At 70.9% G+C, this 18,604-nt stretch carries 20 protein-coding genes; 10 read left to right on the plus strand and 10 right to left on the minus strand.

What is annotated here, in order from left to right:
* Positions 1-49: 49 nt before the first annotated feature.
* Genes ACFUUZ_RS02430 through hppD form a run of 3 tightly spaced genes read right to left on the minus strand, consistent with a single transcriptional unit; the run spans position 50 to position 2,332 of the window.
* Positions 50-601: a DUF3558 domain-containing protein gene (locus tag ACFUUZ_RS02430; protein ID WP_378691696.1), complete on the minus strand. Its 552-nt coding sequence runs from the start codon at positions 599-601 to the stop codon at positions 50-52.
* A gap of 8 nt (positions 602-609) precedes the next feature.
* On the minus strand, positions 610-1,131 hold the full coding sequence (locus ACFUUZ_RS02435) for a DUF3558 domain-containing protein (RefSeq protein ID WP_378691698.1): 522 nt from the start codon (positions 1,129-1,131) through the stop codon (positions 610-612).
* Positions 1,132-1,168: 37 nt separating this feature from the next.
* Positions 1,169-2,332, minus strand: a complete 1,164-nt coding sequence (gene hppD, locus ACFUUZ_RS02440) for a 4-hydroxyphenylpyruvate dioxygenase (RefSeq protein WP_378691700.1) — start codon at positions 2,330-2,332, stop codon at positions 1,169-1,171.
* A gap of 111 nt (positions 2,333-2,443) precedes the next feature.
* On the opposite strand from hppD, the gene ACFUUZ_RS02445 reads away from it, so the two are divergent.
* Entirely contained in the window at positions 2,444-2,962 is a 519-nt protein-coding gene (locus tag ACFUUZ_RS02445) for an Lrp/AsnC family transcriptional regulator (RefSeq protein WP_378691703.1), read from the plus strand.
* 112 nt (positions 2,963-3,074) lie between these two features.
* On the opposite strand, the gene ACFUUZ_RS02450 is transcribed toward ACFUUZ_RS02445, so the two are convergent.
* Both ACFUUZ_RS02450 and ACFUUZ_RS02455 read right to left on the minus strand, forming a co-directional pair.
* Positions 3,075-4,181, minus strand: a complete 1,107-nt coding sequence (locus ACFUUZ_RS02450; protein WP_378691706.1) for a winged helix DNA-binding domain-containing protein — start codon at positions 4,179-4,181, stop codon at positions 3,075-3,077.
* A 33-nt stretch (positions 4,182-4,214) separates the two neighbouring features.
* Positions 4,215-5,189: an NADPH:quinone oxidoreductase family protein gene (locus ACFUUZ_RS02455; RefSeq protein WP_378691709.1), complete on the minus strand. Its 975-nt coding sequence runs from the start codon at positions 5,187-5,189 to the stop codon at positions 4,215-4,217.
* 141 nt (positions 5,190-5,330) lie between these two features.
* Here ACFUUZ_RS02455 and ACFUUZ_RS02460 point away from each other — a divergent pair, with 141 nt between their 5' ends.
* The 3 genes from ACFUUZ_RS02460 (at position 5,331) to ACFUUZ_RS02470 (ending at position 7,744) form a co-directional block, all read left to right on the plus strand.
* On the plus strand, positions 5,331-5,657 hold the full coding sequence (locus tag ACFUUZ_RS02460) for a type VII secretion target (RefSeq protein WP_378691712.1): 327 nt from the start codon (positions 5,331-5,333) through the stop codon (positions 5,655-5,657).
* Positions 5,654-6,757: a transglycosylase SLT domain-containing protein gene (locus ACFUUZ_RS02465; protein ID WP_378691715.1), complete on the plus strand. Its 1,104-nt coding sequence runs from the start codon at positions 5,654-5,656 to the stop codon at positions 6,755-6,757. The genes ACFUUZ_RS02460 and ACFUUZ_RS02465 overlap by 4 nt, the downstream gene beginning before the upstream one ends.
* Positions 6,758-6,970: 213 nt before the next feature.
* Positions 6,971-7,744, plus strand: a complete 774-nt coding sequence (locus ACFUUZ_RS02470; RefSeq protein WP_378691718.1) for an acyl-[acyl-carrier-protein] thioesterase — start codon at positions 6,971-6,973, stop codon at positions 7,742-7,744.
* A gap of 18 nt (positions 7,745-7,762) precedes the next feature.
* Here the strand turns inward: ACFUUZ_RS02470 and ACFUUZ_RS02475 are convergent, their stop codons facing one another.
* Positions 7,763-9,430: an FAD-dependent oxidoreductase gene (locus tag ACFUUZ_RS02475; protein WP_378691721.1), complete on the minus strand. Its 1,668-nt coding sequence runs from the start codon at positions 9,428-9,430 to the stop codon at positions 7,763-7,765.
* 147 nt (positions 9,431-9,577) lie between these two features.
* On the opposite strand from ACFUUZ_RS02475, the gene ACFUUZ_RS02480 reads away from it, so the two are divergent.
* The gene (locus ACFUUZ_RS02480) at positions 9,578-10,069 is read left to right on the plus strand and encodes a SixA phosphatase family protein (protein WP_378691723.1); all 492 of its coding nucleotides are present in this window, start codon (positions 9,578-9,580) and stop codon (positions 10,067-10,069) included.
* Between the two features lie 3 nt (positions 10,070-10,072).
* On the opposite strand, the gene ACFUUZ_RS02485 is transcribed toward ACFUUZ_RS02480, so the two are convergent.
* Entirely contained in the window at positions 10,073-10,267 is a 195-nt protein-coding gene (locus ACFUUZ_RS02485; RefSeq protein WP_378691726.1) for a hypothetical protein, read from the minus strand.
* A 114-nt stretch (positions 10,268-10,381) separates the two neighbouring features.
* Between ACFUUZ_RS02485 and ACFUUZ_RS02490 the strand changes: the two genes are divergently transcribed.
* The 4 genes from ACFUUZ_RS02490 (at position 10,382) to ACFUUZ_RS02505 (ending at position 13,158) form a co-directional block, all read left to right on the plus strand.
* Complete coding sequence (locus tag ACFUUZ_RS02490; protein ID WP_378691729.1) at positions 10,382-10,789, plus strand: MerR family transcriptional regulator; 408 nt, start codon at positions 10,382-10,384, stop codon at positions 10,787-10,789.
* A complete protein-coding gene (locus ACFUUZ_RS02495; RefSeq protein ID WP_378691731.1) occupies positions 10,786-11,799 on the plus strand; it encodes an aldo/keto reductase in 1,014 nt (337 codons plus the stop codon). Before ACFUUZ_RS02490 ends, ACFUUZ_RS02495 begins: the two co-directional genes overlap by 4 nt.
* Before the next feature lie 67 nt (positions 11,800-11,866).
* Entirely contained in the window at positions 11,867-12,172 is a 306-nt protein-coding gene (locus ACFUUZ_RS02500; RefSeq protein WP_378691734.1) for a GNAT family N-acetyltransferase, read from the plus strand.
* Positions 12,169-13,158 carry a pirin family protein gene (locus ACFUUZ_RS02505; protein ID WP_378691737.1) on the plus strand — a complete coding sequence of 330 codons (990 nt, stop codon included), beginning with the start codon at positions 12,169-12,171 and terminating at the stop codon, positions 13,156-13,158. Before ACFUUZ_RS02500 ends, ACFUUZ_RS02505 begins: the two co-directional genes overlap by 4 nt.
* Before the next feature lie 8 nt (positions 13,159-13,166).
* Here the strand turns inward: ACFUUZ_RS02505 and ACFUUZ_RS02510 are convergent, their stop codons facing one another.
* Both ACFUUZ_RS02510 and ACFUUZ_RS02515 read right to left on the minus strand, forming a co-directional pair.
* A complete protein-coding gene (locus ACFUUZ_RS02510; RefSeq protein ID WP_378691740.1) occupies positions 13,167-13,643 on the minus strand; it encodes an SRPBCC family protein in 477 nt (158 codons plus the stop codon).
* Positions 13,640-13,975 carry an ArsR/SmtB family transcription factor gene (locus ACFUUZ_RS02515; protein WP_378691742.1) on the minus strand — a complete coding sequence of 112 codons (336 nt, stop codon included), beginning with the start codon at positions 13,973-13,975 and terminating at the stop codon, positions 13,640-13,642. The genes ACFUUZ_RS02510 and ACFUUZ_RS02515 overlap by 4 nt, the downstream gene beginning before the upstream one ends.
* Positions 13,976-14,032: 57 nt before the next feature.
* On the opposite strand from ACFUUZ_RS02515, the gene ACFUUZ_RS02520 reads away from it, so the two are divergent.
* Positions 14,033-14,500 (plus strand): MarR family winged helix-turn-helix transcriptional regulator, encoded by a 468-nt coding sequence (locus ACFUUZ_RS02520; protein WP_378691745.1) that lies wholly within the window; start codon positions 14,033-14,035, stop codon positions 14,498-14,500.
* A gap of 87 nt (positions 14,501-14,587) precedes the next feature.
* On the opposite strand, the gene ACFUUZ_RS02525 is transcribed toward ACFUUZ_RS02520, so the two are convergent.
* On the minus strand, positions 14,588-18,541 hold the full coding sequence (locus ACFUUZ_RS02525; protein ID WP_378691748.1) for a DNA-directed RNA polymerase subunit beta': 3,954 nt from the start codon (positions 18,539-18,541) through the stop codon (positions 14,588-14,590).
* Between the last annotated feature and the right edge of the window lie 63 nt (positions 18,542-18,604).

Below are 18,604 nucleotides of genomic sequence, written 5' to 3' on the forward strand. Positions count from 1 at the left end.
ACAGCCGTCCACAATACCCGCGACCTCGAGAAAGGTCGAAACGGGGTGGTCAGCGGGCCAGGTTCAGGGTCAGCGCCATGAGTTTCCGGACCGCCTCGCACGGGTCGGGGTGGCTGGAGCCGGAGCGGTAGTTGAGCCACCAGCCGATGACGCCGTTGTCCGGCGCGCTGGCCACCATGCCGCACGAGTCCGGGTCGTTGGGCCGCCGGATCTGCAGCACCAGCGCGCTGTCCACGGTGACGTTCTCGGTCTCGTAGCCGAGCTTGTTGTTGGTCTGCTTCTCGTTGCCGAGCGAGCCGTTCTCGTACCAGTTCAGGGTGGCCATGCCGTCGCCGCCGGGCGCGCCGACCAGGTCCCACATGCAGACCGCGCCGAAGAAGGAGTCCTGCGGGATGACGCCCTCACCCACCGCGTCGCCGATCTGCTGGTGGCTCAGGATCTCGCACTCGCGGAGCAGCTTGTCCAGCCTGGTGTCGACCGGCTGGCTCTCGCCGACGCCGAGCGGCGTGCCCGGGATCACCTGGCCGCAGCCGCCCACCGCGGCGGCGACGACCAGCGCGACCGCGGCCGCGCGCAGCCGGGGAACTCGAGCGTGTCGCATGGCCCGCCTCACCGGATCCGCTGGAGCGTCAACTCGGCCAGCGCCCGGCTCCGGTCGCAGGGGTTGCCGGTGACGAACGGCCCGAGGTTGGTGGACCACTCGAAGAAGTCGTCGCCGAGCTGGATGGCGAGGTCGCAGATGGAGCCGCCGGGGTCGAGCGCGGCGAAGCCGGGCTTCCCGGCCACCTCGATCTGCTCGGGGGCGCGGCCGTTCACCGTCACCCAGGCCCGCTCGCGCTCGATCGGGCTGCCCCGGTAGGAGGCGAAGGTGATGCTGGCCGAGCCGAACCCGCCCGCCTGCCAGTTGCAGCCGACGGCGTTCCGGAACACCCGGGTGACCTGCCCGATCCCGCCGACGTCGCGGATCTCGGTATCGGTGACATTGCCGCACTCGCCGACGAACGGCCCCAGCTCGACCACCTTGGGCGCAGGCCGGGTGGGGCCGGTCTGCTCGGAGCTGTCCCCGGAACCGCAGCCCGCGACCGCGAGTGCCACGGCTGCCGCCGCGACCGCCGCCCACTTGATCCGCATGCCACGAACTGTACCGAGTGCCGGGCGCGGCACCGGTTCACAGATTGCCCCGCGCCTCCTGCTCCCGCTCGATCGCCTCGAAGAGCGCCCGGAAGTTGCCCTTGCCGAAGCCGAGCGAGCCGTGCCGCTCGATCAGCTCGAAGAAGACGGTGGGGCGGTCGCCGAGCGGGCGGGTGAAGATCTGCAGCAGGTAGCCGTCCTCGTCCCGGTCGACCAGGATGCCGCGGCGCTCCAGCTCCGCGACCGGCACGCGGACCCGCCCGATCCGCGCGCGCAGCTCGGGATCGCGGTAGTAGGCGGGCGGGGTGTCCAGGAACTCGATGCCCTGCGCGCGCAGGGCGTCGACGGCGGCGAGGATGTCGGCGGTGGCCAGCGCGACGTGCTGCACGCCGGGCCCGCGGTAGTACTCCAGGAACTCGTCGATCTGCGAGCGCCTGCGCCCGGGCGCGGGCTCGTTCAGCGGGAACTTCACCCGGTGGTTGCCGTTCGCCACCACCTTGCTCATCAGCGCCGAGTACTCGGTGGCGATGTCGTCGCCGATGAACTCGGCCAGATCGGTGAATCCCATGACGTCGCGGTAGAACCCCGCCCAGCGGTCCATCCGGCCCAGCTCCACATTGCCGACCACGTGGTCGACGGCGAGGAAGGCCGGTGGGCCCGCGAGGCCGCCGGTGCGCGCGACGAAGCCGGGGCGGTACGGGCCGTCGTAGCGGGAGCGGTCGACGAGGCTGTGCCTGGTGTCGCCGTAGGCGGCGAGCGCGGCCACCCGGACGGTGCCGAACTCGTCGGTCTCGTCGTGCGGTTCGGTCAGCACGGTGGCGCCGCGGGCGCGGGCGGTGCGCACGCAGCGGTCCACGTCCGGCACCTCCAGCGCGATGTCGACGATGCCGTCGCCGTGCTCGCGGTGGTGCGCGGCCAGCGGGCTGGCCGGGTCGACCGCGCCGGTCACCACGAACCGGGCCGCGCCCGCGCGCAGCACGAAGGCCTTGTGGTCGCGGTTGCCGGTCTCCGGGCCGGAGTAGGCGACGAGCCGCATGCCGAAGGCGCTGCGCAGGAAGTGCGCGGCCTGGGTGGCGTTGCCGACGACCCAGACCAGGGCGTCCCAGCCGATCACCGGGAAGGGGTCGGCGCCGGGGTCGTGGTCGACCAGCCCGACGAGGGTGCGCAGTTCCCGGTCGCTGGGAATCGGTTCCACGGTCATCGCCCTACGAGACCGCGCACCGCCGCAGCTCGGCAAGCTCGCCGGAGAATCGTGGACATGCCGGTAGCTCGGCCCAGCGATCACCTGGTTTTCCTTGGCAGAATGAATAGCATGACGAAGAGCCGGGCCCGGCTGGACGAACTCGATCTGGCCATCCTCGCCGCCATGCACGAGTACCAGAAGGCGGGCATCCTCGAACTCTCCCGGCGCACCAGGGTGGCGCGGGCGACCGTGCAGGCGCGGATCGGCCGGATGGAGCAGGCCGGGGTGATCGCCTCCTACGACCCGCACCTCGACGTCACCGCGGCCGGCTTCGACGTGCAGGCCTTCGTCACGCTGGAGATCGCCCAGGGCGCGCTGGACAGCGTGGCCGAGGAGCTGGCCGCGATCCCCGGCGTGCTGGAGGCCTACGCCACCACCGGCTCCGGCGACGTGCTCTGCCGGATCGGCGCCGATTCGCACGCCGGGTTGCAGGCGGTGCTGCTCAGCATCGACCGGACCGGGTCGGTGGTGCGCTCGCACAGCGTCATCGTGCTCTCCACCGTCGTCCCGCGCCGCACCCTCCCGCTGCTCCGCACGCTCGCGCCCGCGGGCACCAGCAAGGCCCCGGCCTACCGCGACACCAGGTAGGCCCGCCCCACGAGTCTCCCTCCCTGCGGCAGCGGCTCGCGGCCCACAGCTCGCGGCTCGCGGCTCGCGGCTGCCGACTTCCCCTCGCGGCTCACGACTCGCGGCTCGCGGCTCAGCCGCGGATGTCCGCGTCCCGTTCCAGGATCAGCACCTCCGGATCGCGCTCCGGCTCCAGGAAGCCGAGCAGGGCGTGCGCCTCGGCCTCGACCTCCGCGCGTTCGGCCGCGCTCCACCGGCGGGCGGGCACGATCCGCGCGGTGCCGCCGGTGATCCGGTAGTGCCCGGCCACGAAGCCGTCGACCAGCACCGGCGAGACCATGACCGGGAAGGAGCGCTGCGCGGATTCCGGCAGGATCCGGCTCCGGTCGCGGTGCGCGAGGGTGGCGTTGTCGTACCAGCCGAGCAGCCGGACGGGGGCGGGCACGTCGGGGTCGGTGAGCCCGGCGTCAGCCAGGTCGTAGAGCACCTTGCCGCGCTCGTCGGTGTAGCTCCGCACCCGGTCGCCGAGCGCATCCAAAGCCTGCTTGGCGCCGGGCAACTTGGACCAGGTCTGCATGTCCGCGGTGCTCGCCGGGCCGAAGGCGGCGAGGTAGCGGGCGAACAGCTCGGCCCGCGGGTAGCCGGGGTCGGGCGCGGCGCCGAGCCACGGCTCGATCCGCGACCACACCGGCCTGCTGTTGTCCCGCCAGCGCCCGCGCGGTGGCACCTGCAGCACCGGCAGCTGGTAGAGCCAGGTCTGCACCACCGGCCCCGGCTGCCGGTCCGGGTAGTGCGCGAGCGCGGCGGCGCGCAGCTCGGCCGCGGCGACGGGCTCGGCGCCGATCGCCGCCGCGCCGCGCGCCCGCACCTCCTCCGGGTCCAGCCCGACCATGGCGCCGAAGTTGAACCCCTTGCGGAACGGCACCTTCTCCAGCTCCGGCTGGATGTGCGGGGCGATGCGCAGCGCGTCGGCGGCGGTGACCAGGTGGATGGTGCCGCGCATGAGGGTGATCCGGACCAGCGAGCGATCCTCCAGCCCGCGGTCCACCGCAGCGGGGTCGAAATCCGCGATCCGGCTCCACGCCCCGACGAAGGGCGGCGGCACATCCTGCGCCTGCAGCCCGATCAGGTGCTCGCAGAGCTCCGCGATACCCAGCCGCCCGCGCGCCAGCAGGTGCTGGCGCGCGAGCAGCGTGCGATTCAGGGTGCGATCGCTGAGCCTGTCCCCCGCGCCGGTCATGGCGAGCACCGTACCGGCGCCCGCCGACACCGGTCAGCGAATGGTGACGACCACCTTGCCGGTGGCGCTGCGCTGCTCCAGCGAGGCGACCGCCTCGGCGGTGCGCTCCAGCGGGAACGGCACCACCTGCGGCGGGGCGATCGTGCCGTCGGCGAGCAGCGGCTGCACCTCGGCCCACTGCTCGGCCAGGTAGCCGGGGTGCTTCAGCACCCACGCGCCCCAGCCCGCGCCGATCACCTCGACATTGTTGAGCAGCAGCCGGTTCACCTTGACCTGCGGGATGTCGCCCGCGGTGAAGCCGACGACGAGCAGCCTGCCCGCCGGGGCCAGCGAGCGCAGGCTGTCGGTGAAGCGGTCGCCGCCGACCGGGTCGAGCACGATGTCGACGCCGCGGCCGCCGGTCAGCTCCTTGACCTGGGCCAGCCAGTTCTCGGTGAGCACGACGTCGGTGGCGCCGTTGGCCCGCGCCACCTCGGCCTTCTCCTCGGTGCTGACCACGCCGATCACCCGGCCCGCGCCGAGCGCCGCCGCCAGCCGCAGCGTCGAGGTGCCGATGCCGCCCGCCGCACCGTGCACCAGCACCGTCTCGCCCTTGGCCAGCCTGCCGCGGGTGCGTAGGCAGAAGTGCACGGTCAGGTCGTTGAAGAGGATGCCTGCGCCCGCCTCCAGCGAGACCGCGTCCGGCAGCGCGAAGACGGTGTCGGCGGGCACCACCGCGGTCTCCGCGACGGCATTGCCGAGCATGGTCAGCGCCAGCACCCGGTCACCGGCCTCGACGTGCGCGCCCTCGGGGGCCTCGCGCACGATGCCGGAGATCTCGCCGCCGACGGTGAACGGCAGCTCCGGCTTCATCTGGTACAGCCCGCGCGACATCAGCACGTCCGGGAAGGCGATGCCCGCCGCGTGCACGTCGATCACGACGCCACCGGGGAACGCCACCGGTTCCGCGATGTCCGCGATCTCGATCGCATCGGGTCCCTCGAGTTTGCTGATCCGGGCTGCGCGCATGGGCCGACCTTTCTCTCCGCGCGGCGCCGACTGGGGTTGGGACGCCGCGTCCGAGCCCAACCTATCCGGCCCGCGCGCGCCCCTGCCGGAGCATCCCGTTTTGCTAAGCTGAGGCGCGACTTACGGGGAGGGGGAGTTCTCATGGTCGAATCTCCGGGGGATCCGAGCGCGGCGATCCGGGTGGATCCCGAGGTGCTGCGCGGCTTCGCCCAGCGCCTCGGCGCCGAGGCGGCGGCGGTCACCGGGCTCGCGGCGGACGAGCCGTTCGCGCCCGCGGCGAGCGCGCTGCCCGGCACCGGTGTCGGGGCGGCGGCCGCGGCCGCGGGGGCCGCGCTGGACGGCTCGCTGCAGCGGATCGGCGCCCGGCTCACCACCGTCGCCGACAACCTGCGCACCGCCGCGGGCGGCTACGAGCTGAACGAGGCCGAGTTCGCGCACCGCCTCGGCACCATCGGGCTGTCGTCGTGACGCTCACCGTCGACGACGTCGCCGCCTGGGTGCCCGACCAGCTCACCACCGCGGGCGATGCCGCGGCCCGGATCCAGCGCGACCTGGACGCCGCCCTCGGCTCCGCCGTCACCGACACCGCCGCACTCCCCTGGTCCGGCGCCACCGCCGCCGCGGCGACGGCGCGGGTGGAGACCGAGAAGAGCAGGGGCTCCGCGGTGAGCGCCGCGCTGCTGGAGCTGCAGACGGCGTTCACCCAGCAGGTGGCGAACCTCGCCGAAGCCAAGTCGACGGTGGTCGCGCTGCGCGACGACGCACTGAACCAGCCCGCCCCGATGGGGCCGTACGGCGTCGCCCCGGACGGCACCGTCGACGCCACCGCCCGCATCGCCTACCTGCGCGAACAGGCGCACCTGGTCGATGTGAACGGCCTGGTCTTCCAGGAGGCGCTGCAGGCCGCCTCGCGCAGCTGGAACCTGACCAGGGCGCTGCGCACCGCCGAGGAGACCGCCACCACCGCGCAGACCGCCATCGACCAGGCCGCGGGCAAGCTGCGCGCGGCCTACGACGGCCTCGGCGACCCGGCACTGAACGTCCCGACGCCCGCCCCGACCGCACCCGCGAGCACCGCCGCGGCGCCGGTCTCCTCCAGCAGTACGTCCTCGAACCCGACCGGCGCCGGATCACCGTCCGGCACCGACACGGGCACGGGCACCCCGCAGTACGCCCCCACCGGCTCGATGCCCACCGGCCCCATGCCGACCGGGGACAAGGCCGAGTGGATCCGGCAGGCCATCGAGGTGCTGCGCGCCCAGGGCTACGACGTCAAGGACAGCGACGCCGCCATCATCGCCATGATCATCGACAAGGAGTCGGGCGGGAATCCGCAGGCCATCAACCTGTGGGACAGCAATGCCGCCGCCGGCATCCCGTCCAAGGGCCTCATGCAGACCATCGACCCGACCTTCGACGCCTACAAGGTGGCGGGGCACGACGACATCTGGAACCCGGTCGACAACATCATCGCCGGGTCCCGCTACGCCATCGAACGGTACGGGTCGCTCTCGAATGTGCCCGGCATCGTCGCCATGGCGAGCGGGCAGGGATATCGGGGTTACTGATTCGCGCGCCAGGGCCGTGGCGGGGGCGCGCGGTGGTAAGTTCTGCGGCGCCGCGCCGGGCTGCTCCCGGCGGCGCAACCGTTCGTCGCCGGGCACGGCAGCAGGGCGGACGTCGCACCGACTCTGCGTGAGGGTGTGACCTACGCCCCGTAAAGTCGTCTCACAACAGCACCGCACGAACACGCAGCACACCGTGCAGCGCGAGGAGCACCAGTGTCAGTCGAACAGCCACTCGCCCCGCTTCCCGAGGAGGGCACGGGCTTCGATTCGGCGTGGCCGGTCCGGGCGGGCGATGTGGACCCGTACAACCGCCTCCGGTTCGACGCCGTCGCCCGCTACCTGCAGGACATCGCCTGGGAGCAGCTCACCGGCACCTTCCTCAACCGGACCGACCCGAACTGGATCGTCCGGCGCACCGTCATCGACGTCGTCCGCCCGGTGCTGTGGCCGGACGAGGTGCAGCTGCTGCGCTGGTGCTCCAGCATGTCCACCCGCTGGACGAATATGCGGGTCCGGCTGACCAGCGGCAACGGCGGGCTGATCGAGACCGAGGGCTTCTGGATCAATATCAGCGAGTCCAACAACATGCCCGCCAGGATCAGCGACGAGGGCCTCGCCTACCTGGCCCGCTCCACCGACGAGCACCGGCTGCGCTGGCGCCCCTACCTCACCGACGCCACCCCGCCGGAGTCCGACACCGACCTGCCCTTCCCGGTCCGGGCCACCGATATCGACCAGTACAACCACGTGAACAACGCCTGCTACTGGCAGGCCGTCGAGCAGTTCCTGGTCGAGTACCCCAAGCTGGTGGCGGCGCCGCACCGCGCCATCATCGAGTACGTCGCGCCGGTGCTGGCGCGGCAGCACATCACGGTGCGGAGCCGGTACGAGTCCGGTGATCGGTCCGGGGGGCCGGTGCTGCGGTTGTGGTTCGTGGTGGGTGGGGCGACCACGACGGTCGTGCGGATCATGCCGCTCCCCGCTTAGCGGGGAGCGGCACGGGCGTCAGCCGCGGGCGGCGTTCAGCAGGTCCTCCCTGGACGTGAGTTTGACGCGGGGGCGTCCCGCGGTCTTGCCCGCGGTCTTCTCCGCCGTATCGATCGCCTTCCACCCCGCACGGTCGACCAGGTCGGGTTGGCGGGACTGCACCAACTCCTTGAGTGCCGCCCGGTCCGCTTTCGGAGCAGGCAGCTTCCCGGCCATGAAATCGGCGATCACCTGCTCCACGGTCTCCTCGGAATCGACCCGGTTCGACCCGATCACCCCGCGAGCACCGCGCTTGATCCAGCCACTGACGTAGACGCCGGTGACGGGTTCACCGTCCTCGACCACCCGGCCCGCTTCGTTCGGGACCACACCCTTGCCCTCGTCGAAGGGCAACGCCGGGATCGGCTGACCCCGATACCCGATACTGCGCAGCACCAGCCCGGCCTCGAGGGTTTCGGTGCGGTCGGTAGCGCGGGCACTGACCTGACCGTTCTCCTCCACCAACTCGTTGTGGACGAACTCCACCGCGGTGACCCGGTCCTCGCCCAGCAGGGCGGTGGGGGAGGTCAGGAACCGGAACACGATCCGCTTGTGCTCCGGGTTACGCGAAGCATGGGCGTACTCCTCGGCCAGGGTGTACTTCAACCGGGTCGAAGGCTCCACATCCGGATCGTCCAAATGACCGCGTGAGACGTCATCGAGTTCGAGGTCCTCGGCAGCCACGACCACGTCGACGTTCTTCAAGTGCGCCAGTGCCAGGAACTCGGGGGAGGTGTACGCGGCCTGCAACGGCCCACGCCTGCCCAGGAGCACCACCTCCCGGATATTGCTCGACCGCAACGCCTCCAACGCGTGGTCGGCGATATCGGTCTTGGCCAACTCGTCCGGATCCAGGGTGAGTACCCGGGCGATGTCGAGGGCGACGTTGCCGTTGCCGACGATCACCGCCCGCTCCCCCGACAAGTCGTAGGTCCGGTCGGCGTAGTCGGGGTGCCCGTTGTACCAGGCCACGAACTCCGTCGCCGACACACTGCCCGCCAGATCCTCACCCGGCACCCCCAACCGCCGATCTGTGGCCGCACCGACGGCGTAGACCACCGCGTGATGGTGATCGAGGAGTTCTTCGTGGGTGATGTGGGTCCCGACCTCGACATTGAGGTAGTACTGCAACGTATCGCGGCGGAACGCGGTCTCGAACATCGCCGACACCGTCTTGGTCCCCGCGTGGTCCGGCGCCACCCCCGCCCGCACCAACCCCCACGGCGTCGGTAACCGGTCGAACAACTCCACCTGCGCATCCGCCCGCCGCAGAATCGCATCCGCGGCATAACACGCCGCCGGACCCGCCCCCACGATCGCGACCCGCAACGTCCCCAACGCCTTCGGCGGGCGCACCGGAGACACCAACGGCTCGATGTTCGACTCCAACGGATGCCGCTGGAAATACGCCGCGTTGATATCCCGATACCGGGCCAGCGACGCCGTCAGATCATCCTCGGAGAAGATCGCCTCCACCGGGCACGCATCCACACACGCACCACAGTCGATACAGGTATCGGGATCGATGTGCAGCATCTCCGCCGTGGCGAACCCCGGCTGATCCGGAGTAGGCCGAATGCAATCGACCGGGCACTCGGAGACGCAGCTCGCGTCATTGCAACAACGCTGCGTGATTACGTAGGCCATGTGTGCTGATCCTCGGGGTGTGCGTGTGGAGTGGCTCCAGGGTGAAGGCGGACACGATCATTCGCGGCCCCCGGCACTGTGATGCCGCTTTCAGTGTGCCTCGAGTGCGATCCACGTCTCGCACCGGAGAGCGTCTACGGTGTTCTCATGGTGCGCACCCTCATCTTCCTGCGGCACGGGAAATCGGCCTATCCGGAGGGTGTCGCCGACCACGAGCGCCCGCTCGCGCCGCGCGGGGAGCGCGAGGCCGGGCTGGCGGGCGACTGGATTCGGGCCACCCTGCCGCCGGTCGACGAGGTCCGCTGCTCCACCGCGCGGCGCACCCGCGACACCCTGGCCGCGACCGGGATCACCGCGCCCGCGCACTACGAGTCCGGCATCTACGACGCGGACGGGGCGGAGCTGATCGAGCTGGTCCGGCTGACCGCGGACCCGGTGCGAACGCTGCTGGTCGTCGGGCATTTCCCCGGCATGCCGGAGACCGCGCTGGAGCTGGCCGCCGACCGGTCCGGCGCGGCCGCCATCGCGCTGGCGCGCAAGTTTCCCACCTCGGCGCTCGCGGTGCTCGAGTTCGACCGGCCGTGGTCCGGGGTCGAGCCGGGCAGCGGCGAGCTCACGCACTTCCACGTGCCCCGCTGAGCGTCAGCGCAGCTTCACCACAGCGACCACGCCGAAGACGGCGAGCAGGACGAACGCGGCGAAGCCGCCGAACAGCCACCACACCACCCCGAGCGCGGCGACCAGCGGCGCGATCGCGATGGCGGTGATGACCGGGCTCTCCTTGACCGTGGCGAGGGCGGAGCGCGCCCTGACCCGGTCGATGTCCTTTCCAGGCATGGCTCCAGGGTAGGTCGCGCCGCGCGGTGCCGCCCGAACCCGGCGAGAATCGTCCTTGCTTGGAGTGTGCTCCAGGTGGCTAGCGTCGAGCATGTTCCTCGGAAAGGGCGGCAGATGACCGAAGCGACGATCGAGCGTCCGCGGTACTCCATCGGCGAGGCAGCGGAGCGCTCCGGGCTGAGCCGGGACACCCTGCGCTGGTACGAGCGGATCGGGCTGCTCAGCTCGGTCGGCCGGGACCACACCGGCAAGCGCCGGTTCAGCGAGCGGGACCTGGAGTGGCTGCAGCTGATCGGCAGGCTGCGCACCACCGGCATGTCGGTGGCGGACATGGTCCGCTACGCCGAGCTGGTGCGCGCGGGCGAGTCGACCCTCCCGGAGCGGCTCGCCATCTTCCGCGCCACCCGCGCCGGCGCGCTCGCCCGGATCGAGGAGCTCAACCAGACCGTCGCCGTTCTGGACTACAAGATCGAGCTCTACGAGGGCGCGGTCGGAACGCACTGTGAAGGGACATCGGCATGACGACCAGCGGAACGCTGCCCACCGCCGCGCTCGGCGGCCTCGAGGTCGGGGTGCAGGGCCTCGGCTGCATGGGGATGAGCGAGTTCTACGGCGCCTCGGACCTCACCGAATCCAGGGCGACGCTCGACCGCGCGCTCGAGCTCGGCGTGACGCTCTTCGACACCGCCGACGTCTACGGCTCCGGGCACAACGAGGAGTTCCTCGCCGACTTCGTCCGGGCCAACCGGGACGACCTGGTGCTCGCCACCAAGTTCGGCATCGTGCGCGACCCGGCAGACCCGGCGTACCGCGGTATCGAGAACTCCCCCGCCTACATCCGCTCCGCCGTGCAGGCCAGCCTGCGCAGGCTCGGCGTCGACACCATCGACCTCTACTACATGCACCGCCGCGACCCCGCGGTCCCGATCGAGGAGTCGGTCGGCGCCATGGCCGAGCTGGTCGCGGCGGGGACCGTGCGCGCCATCGGGCTCTCCGAGGTGACCGGCGACGAGCTGCGCGCCGCGCACGCCGTGCACCCGATCGCCGCGGTGCAGTCGGAGTGGTCGCTGTTCTCCCGGGACGTCGAGCGCACCGTCGTGCCCGCCGCCGCCGAGCTCGGCGTCGCCTTCGTGCCCTACTCGCCGCTCGGCCGCGGCTTCCTCACCGGCTCCTTCACCGATGCCGCCGCGCTGCCGGACGACCGCGACTTCCGCCGCGGCATGCCGCGCTTCTCCGGCGCCAATGCCGAGCACAACGCGGCGCTGCTCGCCCCGATCCGGCAGCTCGCCGAGCGGCGCGGAATCACCCCGGCCCAGGTGGCGTTGGCCTGGGTGCACTCCCGTGCCGGCGTGCACGGCCTGTCGGTGGTCCCGATCCCGGGCACCCGCAGCCGCACCCGGCTGGCCGAGAACGTCGCGGCCGCGGTGCTGCCGCTCAGCGACGCCGAACTGGCGCCGCTGGAGCCGGTGGCGGCGCAGGTCGCGGGGCCGCGCTACGCGGACATGTCGTTCACCTCGGCCGGGCGGGAGTGACCGGGCGGCCGGAAGAACCGGACCGCCCGGCATGATGTGGTGGTCGGCGCGAGAAGGAGGAACGGCAATGTCGCAGGAGTCCGTCGAGGTCGTGCGCGAGGACGAGAACCGGCGCTACGTGGTCCGGTACGCGGGTGAGCAGGCCGGTTTCGCGGCGTACCAGGAGCGCGGGGACGAGACCGTGTTCACGCACACCGAGATCGACGACAAGTTCGGCGGCAAGGGGCTGGGCAAGGCGCTGGCCAAGTTCGCCATCGAGGACACCATCGCGCGGAACCGGGTGATCCGGCCGCTCTGCCCCTTCATCAAGGCGTACCTGGACAAGAACGCCGAGTACGACGCGCACGTGATCGGCAAGGGCGTTACGCGATGAGCGACCTGGACCCGAACCCCGCCGCCGAGGTCTGCACCCCGGCGGCGGGGCCGGGTCCGCTGGCCGAGCTGTTCCCGGCGCGCGAGGTGCCGCTGGGCGGGGTCCGCGGCGTCTTCGTGGAGCGGGTGCTGCCGCAGCGCGACCTGCCGACGGTCGGGGCGTGGTGCTTCCTCGACCGCTTCGGCTCGCCGACGGTGACCACCACCGGCGCGCCGCCGGACATCGAGCCGCACCCGCACATCGGGCTGCAGACCGTCACCTGGCCGCTGGAGGGGCATATCCGGCATCGGGACTCGGTGGGCTCGGACGTCAGGATCGAGCCCGGCCAGCTGAACCTGATGACCTCGGGGCGCGGCATCGCGCACTCCGAGTACGCGGTGCCGGGCGCGCCCGCGGGCAACGGGCTGCAGCTGTGGATCGCCCTACCCTCGGAGAGCACCGGGATCGAGCCGCACTTCGAGCAGCACCGCGAGCTGCCCGAGTACCGCGCGCCCGGGGTGCGGGCCGCGGTGCTGATCGGCACGCTGGGCGGGGTCACCTCGCCCGCCAAGGCGTACACGCCGATCGTCGGCGCCTACCTGCGGGTCGAGCCGGGCGCGGAGGTCAGGCTGCCGCTGGACCCCGCGTTCGAGCACGCGGTGCTCGGGGTCGAGGGCGAGCTCACCGCCGCCGGGGTCGACCTCGGGCCGGGCCCGCTGCTCTACCTCGGCACCGGCCGGAGCGAGGTCGTGCTGCGCAGCGCGGCGGGGGCCGAGCTGGCGCTCATCGGCGGCGAGCCGTTCGCCGAGGAGCTGGTCATGTGGTGGAACTTCGTCGGCCGCAGCCACGAGGAGATCGAGCAGGCTCGCGCGCAGTGGGAAACCCGCGACACCGCGCGCTTCGGCCCGGTCCCCGGGCACCCCGCCGACCAGCGCATCCCCGCGCCTCCGCTCCCCGGCCTGCACCTGACGCCACGGAAGCGCCGGGTCGGCACCGCACACAGCTGAGGCGCTGCTCACCCCCGGGCGAGCAGCGCGTCCAGCGCCTGGTAACTGGTGCTGAGCCCACCCTCCATACCGGACTGCAGCATCCCGTCCCGCTCGTCCGGCGTGTGGAACTGGCTGTGCGTCCGCACCTTCGTGCGCCCGTCCCCGAGGTCGGTGAAGGTGATCTCGTCGATCGCGACGTGCGCGGGCATCCCGTCCCACTCGAAGGACCAGACGATCCGCCGCTCCGGCTCGATCTCCCGGAACCGGCCCTCGAAGCCGTGCGCGTCCCCCTCGGCGTGCTCGACGAAGCGCCAGTGCCCACCGCGCCGGAACTCCCACCGCTCCACGTCGAGCGGGTTGCCCCGCCCCCACCACTGCACCAGCTGCTCGATCCGGCTGTGCGCGGCCCAGACCCTGGCGATCGGGGCGTCGAAGACGCGCTCGATATCGATGCCGCGATCGCTGTCGGCGGCGACCAGGGTGTCGTTGGTGGTCGTTGTCATGATTCCTGCTCCTTCGTTCGCTCCAGAAACGCGTCCAGATGGTCCATGCGCTCCTCGACGACCTCGCGGTAGCGCTGCAACCAGGCCACCTCGCGGTCGAAGACATCCGTCCCGAGCGCGCACCAGCGCACCCGGCCCTGCTTCTCGGTGGTCACCATGCCCGCCTCCTCCAGCACCCCGATGTGCTTCTTCACGCCGGTGAGCGTCATGTCGAAGCGCTCGGCCAGCTCGGTGACGGTGGCGGGCCCCGCCCGCAGCCGCTCCAGGATTCCGCGCCTGGTCGGGTCGGCCAGCGCGCCGAAGGAGGCGTTCAAGAAGTCATACTGAACCATCTAGTTCAGTATTGCGCGGAACCGTGCCCCGGTCAAGGGCGCATTACCCTGGAGGACATGAGCAGTGCCGTCGCCGATCACGAGAATTCCGCCGACGGCGGTCCCGCGCTCTTCCGGCTGATCCGCTTCTGGTCCCGCCGCCTGCTCGATCGGAGCAGCCCGCAGCTCCCCGACGAACTGCGGCACAGCCAACACATCCAGGTGGTCGAGGCGGTCGCCGCCGCCACCGAGAACGGCGCCGAGGCCACCGTCGGCTCCGTCGCCCACCTGCTCGGCCTCGACCACTCCAGCGCGGGCCGCATGGTCCGCGACGCGAGCACCGACGGCTACGTCTCCCGCACCGAATCCACCCACGACCGCCGCCGCACCGCCCTGCTCCTCACCCCGCGCGGCACCCGCCTGCTCACCGGCGCCCGCCAGTGGCAGCGCCGCGTCTTCGCCGAACTCACCGCCACCTGGTCCGACGAGGACCGCGACCGCTTCGCTGGCTACCTGCACCGGCTCAGCGCCGAGATGGAGCGCTGAGCACCCGGCTGCCGCCGCCTGACCCGGAACGCGAAACGGCCCCCGATCCGAACGGATCGGGGGCCGAATGCTGTGGTGCAGAACAACCTACCGGTAGTCGCTGAACCCGTAGTCGTCCAGCGGGACCGCGGCACCGGTGCTCTGCCCGAACCCGTCCGGGCTGTAGTAGGTGTCGTCGTAGGACGGCACCGCGTACGCCGCGGCACGCGCCTCCTCGGTCGGCTGCACCTGGATGTTCCGGTACCGGTTGATGCCGGTTCCGGCCGGGATCAGCTTGCCGATGATCACGTTCTCCTTGAGCCCGATGAGCTTGTCGGAGCGGCAGTTGATGGCCGCGTCCGTGAGCACCCGGGTGGTCTCCTGGAAGGAGGCCGCGGAGAGCCACGAGTCGGTGGCGAGCGACGCCTTGGTGATACCCATCAGCACCGGGCGACCGGCCGCGGGCTCGGCGCCCTCGGCGACGACGCGGCGGTTGGCCGCCTCGAACTCGGCGCGCTCGGTGAGCGAGCCGGGCAGGAACTCGGTCGCGCCCGAATCGATGATCGTGACGCGCCGCAGCATCTGCCGCACGATGACCTCGATGTGCTTGTCGTGGATGGACACACCCTGCGAGCGGTAGACCTCCTGGACCTCGTGCACCAGGTGCACCTGGACCTGACGGGGGCCCATGATCCGCAGCACCTCGTGCGGGTCCGCCGCGCCCTCCAGCAGCTGCTGGCCGACCTCGACGTGGTCACCGTCGGAGAGCAGCCGCTCGCTGCCGTCGTCGTGCTTGAAGACGCGCAGCCGCTGCCGCTTCGACAGCTTGTCGTACACGACCTCTTCGCTCCCGTCGTCCGGGATGATCGTGATCTTGTAGAAGCGGTCGTCGTCCTCCAGCCGCACCCGGCCCGAGGTCTCGGCGATCGGCGCCTTGCCCTTCGGCACGCGCGCCTCGAAGAGCTCCTGCACGCGGGGCAGACCGCCGGTGATGTCGTCACCCGCGACGCCGCCCTGGTGGAAGGTGCGCATGGTGAGCTGGGTGCCGGGCTCGCCGATGGACTGCGCGGCCACGATGCCGACGGCCTCGCCGATGTCGACCAGCTTGCCGGTCGCCATCGAGCGGCCGTAGCAGGTGGCGCAGACGCCGGTGCCGGTGGTGCAGGTCAGCACGGAGCGGACCTTCACCTCGGTGATGCCTGCGTCGAGCAGCGCCTCCAGCGCCGGGTCACCGAGGTCGGCGCCCTTGGCGACGACCACGTTGCCCTGCGCGTCCAGCGCGTCGGACGCGAGCGTCCGCGCGTAGGTGGAGGTCTCGACGTGCGCGTCCCGGATCAGCGAGCCGTCCAGCTGCTTCTCCGCGATCGGCACCACGATGCCGCGCTCGGTGCCGCAGTCGTGCTCGCGCACGATGACGTCCTGCGACACGTCCACCAGACGCCGGGTCAGGTAGCCCGAGTCGGCGGTGCGCAGCGCGGTGTCGGCCAGACCCTTGCGCGCGCCGTGGGTGTTGATGAAGTACTCCAGCACCGTCAGCCCCTCGCGGAACGAGGACTTGATCGGGCGCGGGATGAACTCACCCTTCGGGTTGGTCACCAGCCCCTTCATGCCCGCCAGGGTCCTGGTCTGGGTGAAGTTACCGGTGGCGCCCGAGTCGACGATCGTGATGATCGGGTTGTCGGCCGGGTAGTGCGCGCGCAGCGCCTTACCGACCTCTTCCGTGGCCTCCTGCCAGATCTTCACCAGGGCGTTGTTGCGCTCCTGGTGATCGAGCGCACCGCGCTGGTACTTCTTCTCGATCTGGTCGGACTGCGCTTCGTAGCGCTCCATGATCTCCGCCTTCTCCGGCGGAACGAGCACGTCCGACATGGAGACGGTGACCCCGGAGCGGGTGGCCCAGTAGAACCCGGCGTCCTTGAGCTTGTCGACGGTCTGCGCGACCACGATCATCGGGTAGCGCTCGGCGAGATCGTTGATGATCGTCGCCTGCCGCTTCTTCGGCATCTGCTCGTTGATGAAGGCGTAGTCCGCCGGGAGCAGGTCGTTGAAGATGACCCGGCCCAGCGTGGTCTCCAGCGTCCACGCGTCGCCGCGGTTCCAGCCGTCCGGGAACAGCTCCGCCTCGATCTCGCGCGGCGGGCGCTGGTCGGTGAGCCGCACCTTGATCAGCGAACGCACGGTCAGCTCGCCGCGGTCCACCGCCATCTGCGCCTCGGCGGGCGAGGAGTAGACGCCGTACTCCGGTCCGTCGGCGGAGGCGGGCCGGTACTGGCCCTTGGCGTCCTCCTCCAGGCGGGTCAGGTAGAACAGGCCGGTCACCATGTCCAGACGCGGCATGGCGAGCGGGCGGCCCGAGGCGGGCGACAGGATGTTGTTCGAGGAGAGCATCAGGATGCGCGCCTCGGCCTGCGCCTCCGCGGAGAGCGGGAGGTGCACGGCCATCTGGTCACCGTCGAAGTCGGCGTTGAACGCCTCACAGACCAGCGGGTGCAGCTGGATGGCCTTGCCCTCCACCAGCTGCGGCTCGAAGGCCTGGATGCCGAGGCGGTGCAGCGTCGGCGCGCGGTTCAGCAGCACCGGGTGCTCGGCGATGACCTCTTCGAGGACGTCCCACACCTGCGGCCGCTGCCGCTCCACCATCCGCTTGGCGGACTTGATGTTCTGCGCGTGGTTCAGGTCGACCAGCCGCTTCATCACGAACGGCTTGAACAGCTCCAGCGCCATCAGCTTGGGCAGGCCGCACTGGTGCAGCTTGAGCTGCGGGCCGACCACGATCACGGAACGGCCCGAGTAGTCGACGCGCTTGCCGAGCAGGTTCTGGCGGAACCGGCCCTGCTTGCCCTTGAGCAGGTCGGAGAGCGACTTGAGCGGGCGGTTGCCAGGGCCGGTGACCGGCCTGCCGCGGCGGCCGTTGTCGAACAGCGCGTCGACCGACTCCTGCAGCATCCGCTTCTCGTTGTTGACGATGATCTCGGGCGCGCCGAGATCGATCAGCCGCTTGAGGCGGTTGTTGCGGTTGATGACGCGGCGGTACAGGTCGTTCAGGTCGGAGGTCGCGAAGCGGCCACCGTCCAGCTGCACCATCGGGCGCAGCTCCGGCGGGATCACCGGGACCGCGTCCAGCACCATGCCCATCGGCGAGTTGCCGTTGGTCTGGAAGGCCGCGACGACCTTGAGCCGCTTCAGCGCGCGCAGCTTCTTCTGGCCCTTGCCGGTGCGGATGGTCTCGCGCAGGTTCTCGGCCTCGGCCGCGATGTCGAAGTTCTCCATCAGCTTCTGGATGGACTCCGCGCCCATCGCGCCGGTGAAGTAGTCGCCGTAGCGGTCGGTGAGCTCGCGGTAGAGCATCTCGTCGACGATGAGCTGCTTGACCGAGAGCTTGGTGAAGGTGGTCCAGATCTCGTCCAGCCGGTCCAGCTCGCGCTGGGCCCGGTCGCGGAGCTGGCGCATCTCGCGCTCGCCGCCGTCCTTGACCTTGCGGCGGACATCGGACTTGGCGCCCTCGGCCTCCAGCTCGGCCAGGTCGGCCTCGAGCTTCTGCGCGCGGGCCTCGAGGTCGGCGTCGCGCTGGTCGGCGACGGCCTTCTTTTCGACCTCCATCTCCGCCTCTTCGACGGAGAGCTGGTTGTGCCGCAGCTCCTCGTCGACGGCGACGATCACGTAGGCGGCGAAGTAGATGATCTTCTCGAGATCCTTCGGCGCCAGGTCGAGCAGGTAGCCCAGGCGCGACGGCACGCCCTTGAAGTACCAGATGTGGGTGACCGGGGCGGCCAGCTCGATGTGGCCCATCCGCTCGCGGCGCACCTTGGCGCGGGTGACCTCGACGCCACAGCGCTCACAGATGATGCCCTTGAAGCGCACGCGCTTGTACTTGCCGCAGTAGCACTCCCAGTCCCGGGTGGGACCGAAGATCTTCTCGCAGAACAAGCCGTCCTTCTCCGGCTTGAGCGTGCGGTAGTTGATGGTCTCCGGCTTCTTCACCTCGCCGTACGACCACTGGCGAATGTCGTCGGCGGTAGCGAGACCGATCCGGAGTTCATCGAAGAAGTTGACGTCTAGCACGTAACTTCCTTTCCCCTGTTCGGGTCGAAATGGAGCAAAGAGTTCACTAGTGGTGGAACGCGG

Source organism: Nocardia sp. NPDC057353 (genome assembly GCF_042667085.1).
GTDB lineage: Bacteria > Actinomycetota > Actinomycetes > Mycobacteriales > Mycobacteriaceae > Nocardia.

Coding starts and splice junctions, on each gene's coding strand:
- ACFUUZ_RS02430 (WP_378691696.1), bottom strand. CDS start 601: ATGCGACACGCTCGAGTTCCCCGGCTGCGCGCGGCCGCGGTCGCGCTG.
- ACFUUZ_RS02435 (WP_378691698.1), bottom strand. CDS start 1,131: ATGCGGATCAAGTGGGCGGCGGTCGCGGCGGCAGCCGTGGCACTCGCG.
- hppD (WP_378691700.1), bottom strand. CDS start 2,332: ATGACCGTGGAACCGATTCCCAGCGACCGGGAACTGCGCACCCTCGTC.
- ACFUUZ_RS02445 (WP_378691703.1), top strand. CDS start 2,444: ATGACGAAGAGCCGGGCCCGGCTGGACGAACTCGATCTGGCCATCCTC.
- ACFUUZ_RS02450 (WP_378691706.1), bottom strand. CDS start 4,181: ATGACCGGCGCGGGGGACAGGCTCAGCGATCGCACCCTGAATCGCACG.
- ACFUUZ_RS02455 (WP_378691709.1), bottom strand. CDS start 5,189: ATGCGCGCAGCCCGGATCAGCAAACTCGAGGGACCCGATGCGATCGAG.
- ACFUUZ_RS02460 (WP_378691712.1), top strand. CDS start 5,331: ATGGTCGAATCTCCGGGGGATCCGAGCGCGGCGATCCGGGTGGATCCC.
- ACFUUZ_RS02475 (WP_378691721.1), bottom strand. CDS start 9,430: ATGGCCTACGTAATCACGCAGCGTTGTTGCAATGACGCGAGCTGCGTC.
- ACFUUZ_RS02480 (WP_378691723.1), top strand. CDS start 9,578: ATGGTGCGCACCCTCATCTTCCTGCGGCACGGGAAATCGGCCTATCCG.
- ACFUUZ_RS02485 (WP_378691726.1), bottom strand. CDS start 10,267: ATGCCTGGAAAGGACATCGACCGGGTCAGGGCGCGCTCCGCCCTCGCC.
- ACFUUZ_RS02490 (WP_378691729.1), top strand. CDS start 10,382: ATGACCGAAGCGACGATCGAGCGTCCGCGGTACTCCATCGGCGAGGCA.
- ACFUUZ_RS02495 (WP_378691731.1), top strand. CDS start 10,786: ATGACGACCAGCGGAACGCTGCCCACCGCCGCGCTCGGCGGCCTCGAG.
- ACFUUZ_RS02500 (WP_378691734.1), top strand. CDS start 11,867: ATGTCGCAGGAGTCCGTCGAGGTCGTGCGCGAGGACGAGAACCGGCGC.
- ACFUUZ_RS02505 (WP_378691737.1), top strand. CDS start 12,169: ATGAGCGACCTGGACCCGAACCCCGCCGCCGAGGTCTGCACCCCGGCG.
- ACFUUZ_RS02510 (WP_378691740.1), bottom strand. CDS start 13,643: ATGACAACGACCACCAACGACACCCTGGTCGCCGCCGACAGCGATCGC.
- ACFUUZ_RS02515 (WP_378691742.1), bottom strand. CDS start 13,975: ATGGTTCAGTATGACTTCTTGAACGCCTCCTTCGGCGCGCTGGCCGAC.
- ACFUUZ_RS02520 (WP_378691745.1), top strand. CDS start 14,033: ATGAGCAGTGCCGTCGCCGATCACGAGAATTCCGCCGACGGCGGTCCC.